Source organism: Kitasatospora sp. NPDC087315, assembly GCF_044744345.1.
GTDB lineage: Bacteria > Actinomycetota > Actinomycetes > Streptomycetales > Streptomycetaceae > Kitasatospora.
On record NZ_JBIUYD010000003.1, the window covers coordinates 82,215 to 96,059 of the forward strand.

Here is a 13,845-nt window from a genome sequence, read left to right on the forward strand (position 1 = left end):
GGCGGGCACGGCCGGTCAGCGGGCCAGGGTCTACTCCGTGGGGTGGGGCGGGCCCTACCGACGCGGTCCCGGCGGGTGCCTAGGGTGGGCGTCGGCCCGAACGAGGCGGCGGGCCGGAGCCGGACCCGAACCGGCACGGGCACCCGCACCCGCACCCGCACGGGAGCGGGCGCCGGCGCGGACACAGGGGGGAAGGCGGGGCGATGGACGGCGGTGGTCGTGGGCCCGGGGCGTGGGGAGCGCTGCCCCGGCCGGAGTTCATGGCGGCGGTGAATCCCTGGCGGGCGGCGGCCTACCTGCTGGCGAGCGGGACGGCCGGGCTGCTGCTCTGCGCCGGGCTGCTGGTGGCGGCGACCGCTGCCGGGCTGCTGGCGGTGCTGCTGATCGGGCTGCCGCTGCTGGCGGCGCTGGCGCTGGTCGGGGTGCCGTACGCGGCGTGGGAGCGGCGGCTGTTGAGGTTGCTGGACAGCACGCCGGTGCCCGGCCCGCATCTCGTGCCGAGCCGCCCCGGACTGCCCGCGTGGCTGCGGCTGCGCTACCGCGAGCAGGCGACCTGGCGGGAGCTGGGCTTCGCGGTGCTCGCCGCGTTCGTGCTGTGGCCGGTCGATCTGGTCGTCGCCGGCTGCGCGCTGGCGGTGCCGGGTTGTCTGCTCGCCGCCCTGCCGTTGCTGCTGCTGGACGGTGAGCAGGTGAACGTGCTGAAGCTGTTCCAGGTCCATTCCCCGCTCCTGGCCGCCCTGTTGGGACTGGGCGGCCTGCTGCTGCTCCCGTTGCCGGCCTACCCGCTGACGGCGGTGGCCGTCGGCCGGGCCGCGCTCGTCCGGCTGGTGCTCGGCCAGGGCGGGCAGGAGCGGCGGATCGGTGAACTCGTCAGCTCCCGGGCCCGGTTGGTGGACGCCTTCGAGGCGGAGCGCCGCCGGATCGAACGCGATCTGCACGACGGCGCCCAGCAGCGCCTGGTGGCGCTGACGATGGCCCTCGGGCTGGCCCGGCTGGACGCGCCGCCGGGCGGACCGCTGGCCGGCCGGCTCGCCGAGGCTCAGCTGGCGGCCGGCGAAGTGCTCGCCGAGATAAGGGAGTTGATCAACGGCATCCATCCGCAGGTGCTCACCGACCGGGGCCTGCCGGACGCCTGCGCGGATGCCGCCGACCGCTCACCCGTCCCGGTGGAGGTCGGCTTCGACCTGCCCGGCCGGCTGCCGCCGCCGGTCGAGTCGGCGGGTTACTTCGCCGTCTCCGAGGCGCTCGCCAACGTGGCCAAGCACAGCGGTGCGCGCGCCGCCCGGATCCACGGGCGTTACACCGGAGGGTTGTTGACCATCGAGGTGGCGGACGACGGTCGCGGTGGCGCGGACCCGGCGGGCGGCACCGGTCTCACCGGGCTGGCCGACCGGGTCGCGGTGGTGGACGGCACACTGACGGTGAGCAGCCCGCCCGGCGGACCGACCCTGTTGCGTGTGGAGATCCCTTGTACCCAGATCAAGCCGTAGACCGGCCCCGGCCCCGACCGGCCGGACTGCGCGTGGTCCTCGCCGAGGACGGTGTCCTGCTGCGCGAGGGCCTGATCGGTCTGCTGGACCGCTTCGGCCACCGGGTGGCCGCCGCCGTCGGCGACGCCGAGGCCCTGCGTACGGCCGTCGCCGAGCACGAGCCGGACATCGTCATCACCGATGTCCGGATGCCACCGGGCCAGACCGACGAGGGCCTGCGCGCCGCCGTCGCCCTGCGCGAGCGACGCCCGCGACTGCCCGTCCTGGTCCTCAGCCAGTACGTGCAGCGCTCCTACGCCGCGGAGCTGCTGGACTCCGGGGACGGTTCGGGCGTGGGCTACCTGCTGAAGGACCGGATCGGCCAGATCGAGGAGTTCGTGGCCGCGGTCGGCACGGTGGCGGCCGGTGGCACGGTGGTCGACCCGGAGGTGGTGCGGCAGCTGCTGCGGCGTCGGCGGGATCCACTGGACCGGCTGACCCCGCGCGAACGCGAGGTACTGGCGCTGATGGCCGAGGGCCGGTCCAACGCGGCGATCTGCCGCGAACTGGTGGTGTCGGAGGCCGCGGTGAGCAAGCACATCGGCAACATCCTGATGAAGCTGGACCTGCCACCGGCCGAGGAGACGCACCGCCGGGTGCTGGCGGTGCTGGAGTTCCTGCGCGCCTGAGCCGCTGTCACCGCCCGGCGCCCGCCATGCGGTGCCTCACCGCGGCGCCGCTCACCGCTCACCGCTCACCGCTCACCGCTCACCGCTCACCGCTCCAGCGCCTCCCGCAGCCGGCGGAACTCCTCGGCCAGTGTGTCCAGGGTGTAGTGGGCGTTGAGGCCGCTCGGGTTGGGCAGCACCCAGACCTCGGTGTCGCCGATGCCCTCCGGCTGGCGGCCGACCGCCGCCCCGCGGCGGCCGAAGCCGGTCCGGTACGCGCCGATGCCGAGGACGGCCAGGGCGCGGGGGCGCAGCCGCAGCACCCGGTCGGTCAACGCGGCGCCGCCCGCGCGCAGTTCGTCGGCGGTGAGCTCGTCCGCCTTGGCGGTGGCGCGCGGGGCGACGTTGGTGATGCCGAGGCCGAGGCCGAGCAGCTCGCCCTGTTCGTCCGGGCGGAACTGGCGCGGGGTGAAGCCGGAGCGGTGCAGGGCGGGCCAGAACCGGTTGCCCGGGCGGGCGAAGTGGTGGCCGGTGGCGCCGGACCAGAGACCGGGGTTGATGCCGCAGAACAGCACCCGCAGCCCGGGCCCGGCGACGTCCGGGATGGTGGTGTCCCGGGCGGCGAGCAACTGCTCCGCGGTGGGCTTCACCGGCTGAACCGGCTGAACCGGCTGAACCGGCTCCGCGACGGGCTGTGCCGGCTTCGTGGGTTTCCGCATCCGTCCAGTCTGCCCGCCCGGCCCGGCCGGCCCGGAGGCGCCCCGTTCATCCCGGGCGCCCCCGCCACCGGGCCGCCGCTGTCACCCGGTGGCCTCTCCGGCGGCCAGGGTGAGCCGTCCGGTCCCGGCCCGCCGTTCCCGCAGCCACCGCAGGCCGAACACCACCGCCGCCGCGTACGCCCAGCCGGCGAAGATGTCGACGATGAAGTGCTCCGCCCCGTACACCAGGGTGAACGCCATCGCGAGCGGGTACGCGACGAGCAGCACCCGCAGCCACCGCGCGGCCGTCGGCCAGAAGAAGAACAGCAGCATCGCCGGGTAGGCGGAGTGCAGCGAGGGCATCGCGGCGACGTCGTTGGCGAACTGGCTGCCGTTCTCGAAGATCGACCCCGCGCGCGGCAGCCCGCTCTCGGTCAGTACGTCGGAGACCACCCGGGTGAGCTCCGGCATGTTCCCCTCCTGCCCGGTGAGCCACGGCGGGTCGGCCGGATAGAGGATGTACGTCGCGAAGCCGGCGAAGGTCAGCGCGAGGTAGCAGGTGAGCAGGTGCCGGAAGCGGTCGTGGCGGCGCCGCCAGAGCACCGCCAGGATCACGAAGATCATGAAGAAGTGCGACATGTAGACGGTGACGGCCGCGTAGTCGTACCAGTGCGGCGAGCCGGGGGTGTACAGCGCGTGCTGCAGCCGGACGGTCCAGGTCTCCCCGAGGCCGAGCAGCTCGTCGGCGCGCAACTGCGGCCGCCAGTGCGGGGCCCACGGGGTGTGCGCGCCGTAGCCGCGCAGCAGCGAGTACACCCAGACCACGGCCATGACGGGCACCCAGTCGCGCAGCACCAGCAGGAAGCCGCGCCGCCCGTGGCCGCTGTGCACGGCGGCCGCGAGCAGCGCGCCGATCAGCCAGCAGAAGACCACGTCATTGGCGTACGGCATGCCGTACGTGCGCAGGTACCAGAAGAGGGCGAGGAAATAGAGCGGCCACGCCAGTAGCCGCAGCCGGGCCAGTGCGGTGGTGTGCGCACGGGGCTGGGTCACCGGACGCAGCCGCCCGGCGCGCGCGGGTGGGGGCGGCGCCGGGCGGAGCATTTTGGTCATACCGATTGAAGCTAGCAAGGCATTCTTGGAGAACTCTTTACGTATACGGCCTGTCGTTCAGCAAAGACTCAGACAGCGGAACGGCCCGGCCGGGCGCGCCCGTTACGAGACGATGCCCAACTCGTGCGGCGTGTTGTTGAACCGCCGCCCGCCGTGCTCGGTGACGGTGACGATGTCCTCGATCCGCACCCCGAACCGGCCGGGCAGGTAGACGCCGGGCTCGATCGAGAAGCACATGCCGGGGACGAGCGGCCGCTCCTCGCCCTCGATCAGGTACGGCGGCTCGTGCGTGGTGATGCCGATGCCGTGGCCGGTGCGGTGGATGAAGTACTCGCCGTACCCGGCCTCGATGATCACCCGTCGGGCGATCCGGTCGATCTCCTGGCAGCTGATCCCGGGCCGGACGGCCTCGAAGGCGGTCTGCTGTGCCAGCCGGACGATGTCGTGCACCTTCCGCACCTCGTCCGGCACGTCCGTGCCGACGTGGACGGTCCTGGTGGTGTCGGAGCCGTAGCCGTCCTTGAGGCCGCCGAAGTCCAGGACGACGGTGTCCCCGGGCCGGATGACCCGGTCGCCGGCCTCGTGGTGCGGGTTGGCGCCGTTGGGGCCGGAGCCGACCACGGTGAAGTCGACCTGGCTGTGCCCGTACTGGATCAGCAGCGCGCTGAGGTCGGCGGCCACGTCGGTCTCCCGGCGGCCGGCGAACGTCACCTCCAGGATGCCCCGGTAGGCGGCGTCGGCGGCGCCGCCGGCCGCGGCCAGGCGCTCCAGCTCGTCGCCGTCCTTGACCGCCCGCAGCATCGGCAGCGCCTCGGTGAGGGAGGAGAAGCCGGTGCCGGGCAGGGCGGCCTGGAGGCCGAGCAGGTGCATGGCCCAGGCGTTGTCGGAGATGCCGTACCGCCCGGCGGGGTCGAGCAGCGGGACGGCGGCGGTGTACGGGTCCTCGCCGTCGGTCCAGTCGACCAGCCGCAGGGCGGGGGCGCCGGCCGCCTTCTCGGCGTCGGGGCGCTCCAGCTTGGGGACGATCAGGGCGGGTTCGCGCCCGGCGGTGAGGAGGAGGGCGGTCAGCCGCTCGGTGATGGCGGTGGGCTGGTAGCCGCAGAGGTAGAGCAGGTCGGGGCCGGGGGCGACGACCAGACCGGTGAGTCCGGCGGCGGCCGCCTCGGCGGTGGCCCGGGTCATCCGGGCGGTGTAGTCCTCGGTGGTGAACGGTCGTGGCACGGGTGTCTCCCGCCTTCCTTGTGTCGACGGTGTGCTGCCGGGTTCCGGTGCTGACGGCTTGTCACGGGCCCGGTGGCGGTGGTTCGGCCGGGTGGGTGAGGGGCGTTCCGGTGCCCGGGCGCGGCCCGGGCGGTCGCCGTCACGGTCGCGCGGAGTCCGCGTAGTTCCGGAGGAACAGCGCCTCCACATGGGCCATGTGCTCGATCTCGCCGGGGTCGACGCTCTCGTTGGGCGCGTGGATGAGGCAGCGCGGCTCCTCCACCCCCATCAGGATGATCTCCGCCTCGGGGTAGGTCCGGGCGAGGACGTCACAGAGCGGGATGGAGCCGCCCTGCCCCAGGAAGGACAGCGCCGTGCCGTAGACCTCCCGCACGGCCCGGTCGAGCGCGGCGTACGCGGGCCCGCCGGTGGCGGCCCGGAACGGCGATCCCGCGCTCTCCCGCTCGATCTCCACCCGGACGCCCCAGGGTGCGGCGGCCCGCAGGTGGGCGATGAGCGCCTCCTGGGAGGGGAACGCCTCGGTGCCGGGCGGCACCCGCAGGCTGACCCGGGCCCGGGCGGTGGCCGGGATCGCGGCGGCCGAGCCGACCACCGGCGGACAGTCGATGCCGAGCACGGTGACGGCGGGCCGGGCCCAGAGCCGGTCGGCGACCGTGCCGCCGCCGGTCAGCCGGACGCCGTCCAGCACGCCCGCGTCGGTACGGAACCGCTGCTCGTCGTAGCCGGCGCCGGCCCAGGTGCCCCGGCAGTCCAGCCCGTCGACCCGGGTGCCGCCGTCGGCGTCGCGCAGCGAGTCGAGCATCCGGATCAGCGCGGCCAGCGCGTCCGGGGCGGGGCCGCCGAACATCCCGGAGTGCACGTCGCCGCCGAGTGTCGAGACGGTGACCAGTACGGTGGTGACCCCGCGCAGCGAGGTGGTGGCGGTGGGCACGCCGACGGCGGCGTTGCCGGTGTCGCAGACCAGCAGGGCGTCGGCGTGCAACTCGCCCGCGTGCGGGGGCAGATACGCCTCCAGGCCGCCGGTGCCCTGTTCCTCCGAACCCTCGGCGACGAGTTTGACGCCCACCGGGAGATCGTCGCCGAGCGCCCGCAGCGCGGTGAGGTGCATGACGATGTTCCCCTTGCAGTCGGCGCTGCCGCGCCCGTACCAGCGGCCGTCGCGCTCGGTGAGTTCGAACGGCGGGGAGGTCCAGGCGGCGGCGTCGAGCGGGGGCTGGACGTCGTAGTGGCAGTAGAGCAGGACGGTCGGGGCGCCGGGCGGGGGCGGGCGGTGGCCGATCACGGCGTGGCTGCCGTCCGGGGTCTCCTCCAGGTGGACGTCGCGCAGTCCGGCCTCGGTGAACGCGGCGGCGACCCACTCGGCGGCCTCGCGGCACTTCTCGGGCGGGTACTGGCGGGGGTCCGCGACGGAGGGGATGGCAACCAGCTCGGCCAGGTCGGCCTTGGCCCGGGGTATCAGAGCGGCGATCCGGCGGGCGAGTTCGTCGGTCATGGGTACGGCTCCTCGGGTACGGCCCGGGACAGGCCGTACCCGGCCAGTTCACCCGGTTGCCGAGGCCGCCGCACGCGGCGTGCGCCGCACGGGTGACCGGGGGCCGGAGCGGAGCGGCGGAGGTGCGGGCGGACGGGGCCCGGTCCTCTCGGGCTGATTCCCTTCGAGGCACGGAATCGTAAATATCGGGCCGATCGTCGGCGGGTTGAGCCAGGATGACTGAATGCCATACGAACTTCAGGCGTTGATCGGCCCGTTGGAGCTGCTCAGGGTGGCGGCCGCGGAGGTCCCGGCCGCCCGTCTCGCCCCGCTGGCCCAGGGGCTGGCGCTGATCCCGGCCACGCCCGCCTTCCTGGCCGCGCTCCGCCTGGGCGGCGACGGGGCATCCGGCCGCGCGTCCGGGTTCGAGTGGTTCCCGGAGGGCTTCGAGCGCCGGCTCGCCGCCTGGTCCAAGGCCGGCCCGATCGCCTGCGTCGAGGCCGACTACTTCGGCGGCACCGGCACCCAGCGCGCCGCCGTCTGGGCGGACGGGCGGCTGGAGCTCGGCCCGCTCACCAAGGCCGAGTCCGAACGCTTCCCGCCCGAGGGCAGCCCGATATCCCAGGCCCTGCGCCGGATCGGCGCCCGCGTGGACGGCGACCACTTCGACGAGTTCGAGGCGGTCGGCCTGCCCGCCCACCGCAGCACCGGGGGCTGGGCCCCGGCCGACTGAGCCTCCCGACACGGAAAGCCCCGGCCCCGAGGAGGCTCAGGACCGGGGCCGCGCCCGCGGGGTCAGCGGTAGTTCACGTACTGGATCGCGAAGTCCAGGTCCTTGCCCTTGAGCAGCGCCTGCACGGCCTGCAGGTCGTCGCGGCTCTTCGAGGTCACGCGCAGTTCGTCACCCTGGACCTGGGCCTTCACGCCCTTCGGGCCCTCGTCGCGAATGATCTTCGCGATCTTCTTGGCATCGTCCTGGGTGATGCCCTCCTTCACGTTCACGAAGATCTTGTATTCCTTGCCGGAGAGCTGCGGCTCCCCGGCGTCCAGAGCCTTCAGCGACAGGCCGCGCTTGATGAACTTGCTCTGCAGCACGTCCAGGACGGCCTTCACGCGCTCCTCGCCGTTGGCCTTCATCTCGATCTTCTCGCCGGAGCGGCTGATCTCGGCGCCGACGTTCTTGAAGTCGAAGCGGGTGGCGATCTCACGGGAGGTCTGGTTGATCGCGTTGTCGACCTCCTGCCACTCGACCTTCGAGACGATGTCGAAACTGGAGTCGGCCATGGGTGTTGGTCTCCTTGATGTTCTGGCTTCACTGACACGGCCCGCCCCACCGGGCGCCCGCCGCCCCAGCCTATCCAGCGCCACCCCGCCCCCGCCCGGGCCCGCCGCGCCGCGTTTCTTGATCCTCCGATGGCCAAAGGGGTGGCGAACCACCCCCCGGCATCGGGTATGGTTTATCCAGTCGAACGGGGCAGCGCCCCGCGAGACGAACATCCTGGCTGGTTGCCCGAGCGGCCAAAGGGAGCAGACTGTAAATCTGCCGGCATAGCCTACGTAGGTTCGAACCCTACACCAGCCACCGGATAGAGAACGGCCCCTGATCTGCGGAAACGTGGATCAGGGGCCGTTTTGTCGTGCCCGGGCGCAGGGGCGACGGGGCGTCAGGGGGAGCCGAGGAGGAGGGCCGCCGCGGCCGGGGTGTCGGGGGCGGTGTGGGTGGGGGCGGGGTGGTCCGCGGGGAGCGGCGGGGGTGGGGTGGGGGTGATCCAGATCGAGCGGAGGCCGGTGGCGTGGGCGCCCCGGAGGTCGGTGGCGGGGTTGTTGCCGACCATCCAGTCGTCGGGGGTGAGGGTGCGGCCGAGGCGGGCGGCGGCGAGGTGGAAGATCGCGGGGGCGGGTTTGCGGGCGCCGGCCTCCTCGGAGACGCAGACGGCGTCGACGTGGGGGAGCAGGCCGGTGCGGGCGAGCTTGGCGCGCTGGATGCCGGTGGAGCCGTTGGTGACGACGGCGATGGTCCAGCCGGCGTCGCGCAGGGCGGCGAGGGCGTCGGGGACGCCGGGGAGCAGGTGGGTGCGGGCGGCCTCGCGGGTGACGTGCTCCTCCCAGAGGGCTGCGCCGGAGTCGGGCAGTCCGTAGCGGGCGGCGATCCGGGTGAATCCGGCGGGGGAGCGGTCGGCGCGGTAGAGCTCGAAGACGGCGGGGGCGGCGTCGGCGGGGATGCCGTGGGTGGCGCAGAATCCGCCGGTCCAGGCATCGGCGGGGCCGTCGCGTTCGACCAGGGTGTGGTCGAGGTCGATGAGGAGAAGGGGACGCGAGGGGCGGGCGGGGCGATCCATGTGCGGAGCGTAGTGCGGCGGGGGCGGAGAGTGGGAATTCCTGGCATCGGCGGGCGGGCGCACTATTGCGCATTACTTGCAATTACTCCTGGCAGGCAGCAGAGTGTCCTCAGGGGTGGGGTGGGCCGTTCAGCCTCCCAGCTGAGAAGTCCCGGGCGTGCTCAGGTGCGCGCCGGGAGTCCTCCGACAGTGCTGATCGTCTTCCCAACCGGCGCCCGCCGGGACATCGGCCCACCCGCCCCGTCCACGCCCCCCGGGGCCGGCCGCCACATGGCGTCAACGGATCGTCAAAGGCGCACGTCGAGGCGTCAGGAACGCGTAGGGGCAGGGGAGCGGGGCGGCACCCGGCCCGCAGGATCGGAGCAGCACCCGACTGCGGAGGTCCTGCCCGATGTCCAGCGCCACCACCACCCCGGCCGTCGCCGCGGAGCCCGAGCCCCCGGATACCGGCGCGGCCGGTGACCGGCACCGCCTCAGCGCCCTCGGCGGCCTGGCCGCGCTCTCCCTGGACGCGATGGCCTCCGTCGCGTACGGGCCCGAGTCGATCGTCCTGGTCCTGGCCGCGGCCGGGGCGTACGGGCTCGGCTTCACGCTCCCCGTGACGGCGGCGATCGCCGTGCTGCTGGCGGTGCTGGTGGCCTCCTACCGCCAGGTGATCGCGGCCTTCCCGGACGGCGGCGGCTCGTACGCGGTGGCCAGGGAGCATCTGGGCCGACGGACCGCGCTGACCGCCGCCGCCTCCCTGGTGATCGACTACATCCTGAACGTGGCGGTCTCGGTGACCGCGGGGGTGGCCGCGCTGACCTCGGCCGTGCCGGGCCTGTACGGCCACCGGGTCTGGCTCTGCCTGGGCGTGCTCGCCCTGGTCACCGCCGTCAACCTGCGGGGGATCGCCGAGTCGGCCCGCTGGTTCATGGCGCCGACGGCCGTCTTCGTGCTGTCCATCCTGGCGATCATCGCGGTCGGCCTGTTCCGGGACGCCCCGGTGAGCACCGAGGCGGCCACCGGGCACGCCTCGGCGCTGGCCGGCAACGCGACCGCGGTCGGCGCGCTGCTGCTGCTCAAGGCGTTCGCGGCGGGCTGCTCGGCGCTGACCGGGGTGGAGGCGGTGGCGAACGCCGTCCCGTCCTTCCGCACGCCGGGCGTGAAGCGGGCGCAGCGCACCGAGGTCGCGCTCGGCGCGCTGCTCGGCGTGATGCTGATCGGACTGGCCGTGCTGATCGGCCGCTTCCACCTCCAGCCGGTGGAGGGCGTCACCGTGCTCGCCCAGCTCGCCGACGCCTCGCTCGGCCACGGCGCCGGCTTCTACCTGGTCCAGTTCGCCACCGTGATCCTGCTGGGCCTGGCCGCCAACACCTCCTTCGGCGGCCTGCCCGTGCTGCTGCACCTGCTCGCCCGCGACAACCACCTGCCGCACGTCTTCGCGCTGCGCGCCGACCGCCAGGTGCACCGTCACGGCGTGCTCTTCCTCGCCCTGGTCTCCGCGGCGCTGCTGGCCGGCTCCGGCGGGGACGTCAACAGCCTGGTGCCGCTGTTCGCGATCGGGGTCTTCGTCGGCTTCACCGTCTGCCAGGTCGGCATGGTCAGGCACTGGTGCGTCCGGCGGCAGCGGGGCTGGCGGGCCAGGGCGGCGCTGAACGGTTTCGGCGCGTTGCTCACCGGCGTCGCGGCGGTGGTCGTCACCGGGACGAAGTTCACCGAGGGCGCCTGGGGCATCTGCCTGGCGCTGCCGCTGCTCGTCCTGCTCTTCGAGGCGGTCCACCGCGGCTACGCGCGGATCGGCGAGGCGCTGGAGCTGGGGCGGGTGCCCGGCGCCGTCACCCGCCGGCGCAGCCTGGTCGTCGTCCCGGTCACCGCGATCACCCGGCTGACCAGGGACGGGCTGAGCGCGGCGCTCTCGCTCGGCGACGAGGTCCTGGCGGTCACCGTGGTGCACGACCCGGCGGAGGCCGAGGCGCTGCGCCGGGACTGGGAGCTGTGGCGGCCGGGCGTGCCCCTGGTGGAGATCCCGGACGGCCACCGCCGGCTCGGCCCGCCGATCGCCGCCTTCGTCAACCGGCTCGGCGCCGAGCGCGCGTACGACCGGCTCACCGTCCTCATCCCCGAGGTCGAGCCGGCCCGCCCCTGGCAGCGGGCGCTGCAGAACCGGCGCGGGGCGGTGATCGACCGGGCGCTGCGCCGCCACACCGATGCCGTGGTCTGCCGGCTCCGGATGCGGATGTAGGCCTGGGCGGGCCGTGCGCCGCGGTCGCGGCGCGGGCAAATTGCCCTATATGTGGCTAAATGTCCTATCGGATCGTCATATCTTGACGATGTCTTAACGGGGGGGCTTAACGCCGTTGATACGCCCGGCAGGTGCGTGCTCATAGCGGCTCCGACCTGCGGGAACACTCCTCCCGATCGGCGTGCCGGGCCTTTTCGGCACGCCTTCGGGGCCCATTGTCAGGCTGTTTTCGGCCCTTACGCTCGCCCATGTGTTCAACGTGCCCCAGGCGCTCAAGCGTCTAGTGATCGGCAAGGCCATGCGCAGCGAGGAGCTGGGCGAGACGCTGCTCCCCAAGCGGCTGGCGCTGCCGATCTTCGCCTCCGACCCGCTCTCCTCGGTCGCCTACGCGACCCAGGAGATCCTGCTGGTGCTCACCGTCGGTGGCACCGCGTTCCTCTACCTGACCCCGTGGGTCGCGGCCGGTGTGGTCGCGCTGATGGCGGTCGTGGTGATGTCGTACCGCCAGGTCGTGCACGCCTACCCCAGCGGCGGCGGCTCCTACGAGGTGGTGTCCCGCAACCTGGGGGCCAACTCCGGCCTGGTGGTGGCCGCTTCGCTGCTGGTCGACTACGTGATGACGGTCGCGGTGTCGGTGGCCTCCGGGGTGGACAACATCATCTCGGCGCTGCCCGCGCTCGCGGACCACCGGGTGGAGCTGGCGGTCGGCTTCGTCGCGCTGCTCGCGGCGATGAACCTGCGCGGTGTCCGGGAGTCCGGCAAGGCCTTCGCGGCGCCGACGTACCTCTTCATCGGCGGCATGCTGCTGATGGTGGTCACCGGTCTGATCCGGGTCGCGTTCGGCCACGCGCCGGTGGCGTCCAGCGCCTCGTACGGGGTCCTGCCGGTGGACGGCAAGGACACCCTGGCCGGGCTGGGCCTGCTGATGCTGGGCCTGCGGGCGTTCGCGTCCGGCTGTACCGCGCTGACCGGTGTGGAGGCGATCTCCAACGGCGTGCCGGCCTTCCGGGCGCCGAAGTCGAGGAACGCCGCCACCACGATGGCCGTGATGGGCACCACGGCCGTGGTCATGTTCGTCGGCATCACCGCGCTGGCACTGATCTCCAAGGTCCACATCACGGACGACGCCTGCCAGTTGACCGGGTTCCCCGGCGACTGCCACACCGCCCCGCAGCAGACCGTGATCGCCCAGCTGGCGGCCGCGATCTTCGGCGGCGACCACTCCGTGCTCTTCTACTTCGTCCAGGCCGTCACCGCGCTGGTGCTGATCCTGGCGGCCAACACCGCCTTCAACGGCTTCCCGCTGCTGGCCTCGATCCTGGCCGAGCACCGCTATCTGCCCCGGCAGATGCACACCCGCGGCGACCGGCTGGCGTTCTCCAACGGCATCATCGCCCTCGCGGTGGTGGCCGGCGGGCTGCTCTGGCTGTACGACGCGGACGTCACCAGCCTGATCCACCTCTACATCCTGGGCGTGTTCACCTCCTTCACGCTGTCCCAGATCGGCATGGTGAAGCACTGGAACCGCGTCCTGCGCACCGAGACCGAGCCGGGCGTCCGCGGCCCGGCCCAGCGTTCCCGGGTGATCAACGCCTTCGGCGCGGTCACCACCGCCCTGGTGCTGGTCATCGTGCTGCTGACCAAGTTCACCCAGGGCGCCTGGCTGGCCGTGGTCGCGGCGGTCGTGCTCTGGGTGATGATGCGCGGCATCCGGCGGCACTACGACGGTGTGGCCGAGGAGTTGGCGGTGGACGACCCGCACGCCGAGTCGGTGCGGCCGTCCAGCGTGCACGGGATCGTGCTGGTCTCCAAGCTGCACAAGCCCACCCTGCGGGCGCTCGGCTACGCGCAGGCGTTCCGGCCGGACTCGCTGGAGGCGCTGACCGTCGCGGTGGAGCAGGAGGCCACCGGCGAACTGGAGCGGCAGTGGCGGGAGCTCGACGTCCAGGTGCCGCTGAAGGTGCTGGACTCGCCGTACCGGGAGATCACCAAGCCGGTGGTGGCGTATGTGCGCGAGTACCGCCGGACCAGCCCCCGGGACGCGGTCGCGGTGTTCATCCCCGAGTACGTGGTCGGGCACTGGTGGGAGCACCTGCTGCACAACCAGTCGGCGCTCTGGCTGAAGAGCCGGCTGCTGTTCACCCCGGGCGTGATGGTGATCAGCGTGCCCTGGCAGCTGACCTCCTCCAGCAAGGCGTACCACCCGTCCCGCCGGGCCCCGGGCGCGGTGCGGCGCGGTGAGCCGGTGGGGCGGTCGGAGCACGAGAAGCTGCCGGCGCCCGAGAACTCCTGAGCGGCACCCAGGAACGCCTGCCGGCACCGGAGAACGCCCGCACGGCACCCGGAGACGTGCCCGGGCGACCCCGGCACGACCGACCGGAACGGGCCCCGGACAGCATCGCTGTCCGGGGCCCGAAACGTTTCCGCACACGGCCGGTCTCGGCCCGGTGACGCGGGCGTCAAGGTCGCGTCAACGTCGCGTATCCGCCCGTATGGAGGGCGTCAGGGAACCGTAGCGCCCCTCAACCGGCTGGTTTGCTGCTTCAGCCGGTCTTCCGCCGGTGCCGTGCGGTGCCTCCGGGCCCGGCCGCGGCCGTCTCCGAACCACTGTGGTGGAGCCCATGTCCGATCTCATCTACGTC

General features: G+C 73.2%; 11 protein-coding genes and 1 tRNA gene. 6 read left to right on the plus strand and 6 right to left on the minus strand.

All coding sequences use genetic code 11. From position 1 onward, the window contains the following. The first annotated feature begins 260 nt into the window (after positions 1 to 260). Positions 261 to 1,490: a sensor domain-containing protein gene (locus tag ACIO5D_RS05340; RefSeq protein WP_400794002.1), complete on the plus strand. Its 1,230-nt coding sequence runs from the start codon at positions 261 to 263 to the stop codon at positions 1,488 to 1,490. After that, the gene (locus ACIO5D_RS05345) at positions 1,469 to 2,158 is read left to right on the plus strand and encodes a response regulator transcription factor (protein ID WP_363605889.1); all 690 of its coding nucleotides are present in this window, start codon (positions 1,469 to 1,471) and stop codon (positions 2,156 to 2,158) included. Before ACIO5D_RS05340 ends, ACIO5D_RS05345 begins: the two co-directional genes overlap by 22 nt. A gap of 86 nt (positions 2,159 to 2,244) precedes the next feature. On the opposite strand, the gene mug is transcribed toward ACIO5D_RS05345, so the two are convergent. The 4 genes from mug to ACIO5D_RS05365 all read right to left on the minus strand — a co-directional run bounded on the left by mug (position 2,245) and on the right by ACIO5D_RS05365 (position 6,661). Beyond that, the gene (gene mug / locus ACIO5D_RS05350; protein WP_400756195.1) at positions 2,245 to 2,787 is read right to left on the minus strand and encodes a G/U mismatch-specific DNA glycosylase; all 543 of its coding nucleotides are present in this window, start codon (positions 2,785 to 2,787) and stop codon (positions 2,245 to 2,247) included. A gap of 150 nt (positions 2,788 to 2,937) precedes the next feature. Next, complete coding sequence (locus tag ACIO5D_RS05355) at positions 2,938 to 3,948, minus strand: phosphatase PAP2 family protein (protein WP_400756193.1); 1,011 nt, start codon at positions 3,946 to 3,948, stop codon at positions 2,938 to 2,940. Positions 3,949 to 4,050: 102 nt separating this feature from the next. Then, positions 4,051 to 5,130, minus strand: coding sequence for an aminopeptidase P family protein (locus ACIO5D_RS05360; RefSeq protein WP_400654557.1), 1,080 nt, complete (start codon positions 5,128 to 5,130; stop codon positions 4,051 to 4,053). 178 nt (positions 5,131 to 5,308) lie between these two features. Next, complete coding sequence (locus ACIO5D_RS05365; protein ID WP_400794003.1) at positions 5,309 to 6,661, minus strand: dipeptidase; 1,353 nt, start codon at positions 6,659 to 6,661, stop codon at positions 5,309 to 5,311. 223 nt (positions 6,662 to 6,884) lie between these two features. Between ACIO5D_RS05365 and ACIO5D_RS05370 the strand changes: the two genes are divergently transcribed. Further along, positions 6,885 to 7,373 carry a hypothetical protein gene (locus tag ACIO5D_RS05370; RefSeq protein WP_363605882.1) on the plus strand — a complete coding sequence of 163 codons (489 nt, stop codon included), beginning with the start codon at positions 6,885 to 6,887 and terminating at the stop codon, positions 7,371 to 7,373. Between the two features lie 62 nt (positions 7,374 to 7,435). Here ACIO5D_RS05370 and ACIO5D_RS05375 read toward each other — a convergent pair whose 3' ends face one another. Then, positions 7,436 to 7,924 carry a YajQ family cyclic di-GMP-binding protein gene (locus ACIO5D_RS05375; RefSeq protein WP_363605881.1) on the minus strand — a complete coding sequence of 163 codons (489 nt, stop codon included), beginning with the start codon at positions 7,922 to 7,924 and terminating at the stop codon, positions 7,436 to 7,438. Positions 7,925 to 8,140: 216 nt separating this feature from the next. Between ACIO5D_RS05375 and ACIO5D_RS05380 the strand changes: the two genes are divergently transcribed. Further along, a tRNA-Tyr gene (locus tag ACIO5D_RS05380) sits at positions 8,141 to 8,222 on the plus strand. A gap of 82 nt (positions 8,223 to 8,304) precedes the next feature. Here the strand turns inward: ACIO5D_RS05380 and ACIO5D_RS05385 are convergent. Beyond that, positions 8,305 to 8,979, minus strand: a complete 675-nt coding sequence (locus ACIO5D_RS05385) for an HAD family hydrolase (RefSeq protein ID WP_363605880.1) — start codon at positions 8,977 to 8,979, stop codon at positions 8,305 to 8,307. Positions 8,980 to 9,370: 391 nt separating this feature from the next. On the opposite strand from ACIO5D_RS05385, the gene ACIO5D_RS05390 reads away from it, so the two are divergent. Further along, positions 9,371 to 11,203, plus strand: a complete 1,833-nt coding sequence (locus ACIO5D_RS05390) for an APC family permease (protein ID WP_400794004.1) — start codon at positions 9,371 to 9,373, stop codon at positions 11,201 to 11,203. Between the two features lie 298 nt (positions 11,204 to 11,501). Beyond that, entirely contained in the window at positions 11,502 to 13,496 is a 1,995-nt protein-coding gene (locus ACIO5D_RS05395; protein WP_363606049.1) for an APC family permease, read from the plus strand. Positions 13,497 to 13,845: the final 349 nt, after the last annotated feature.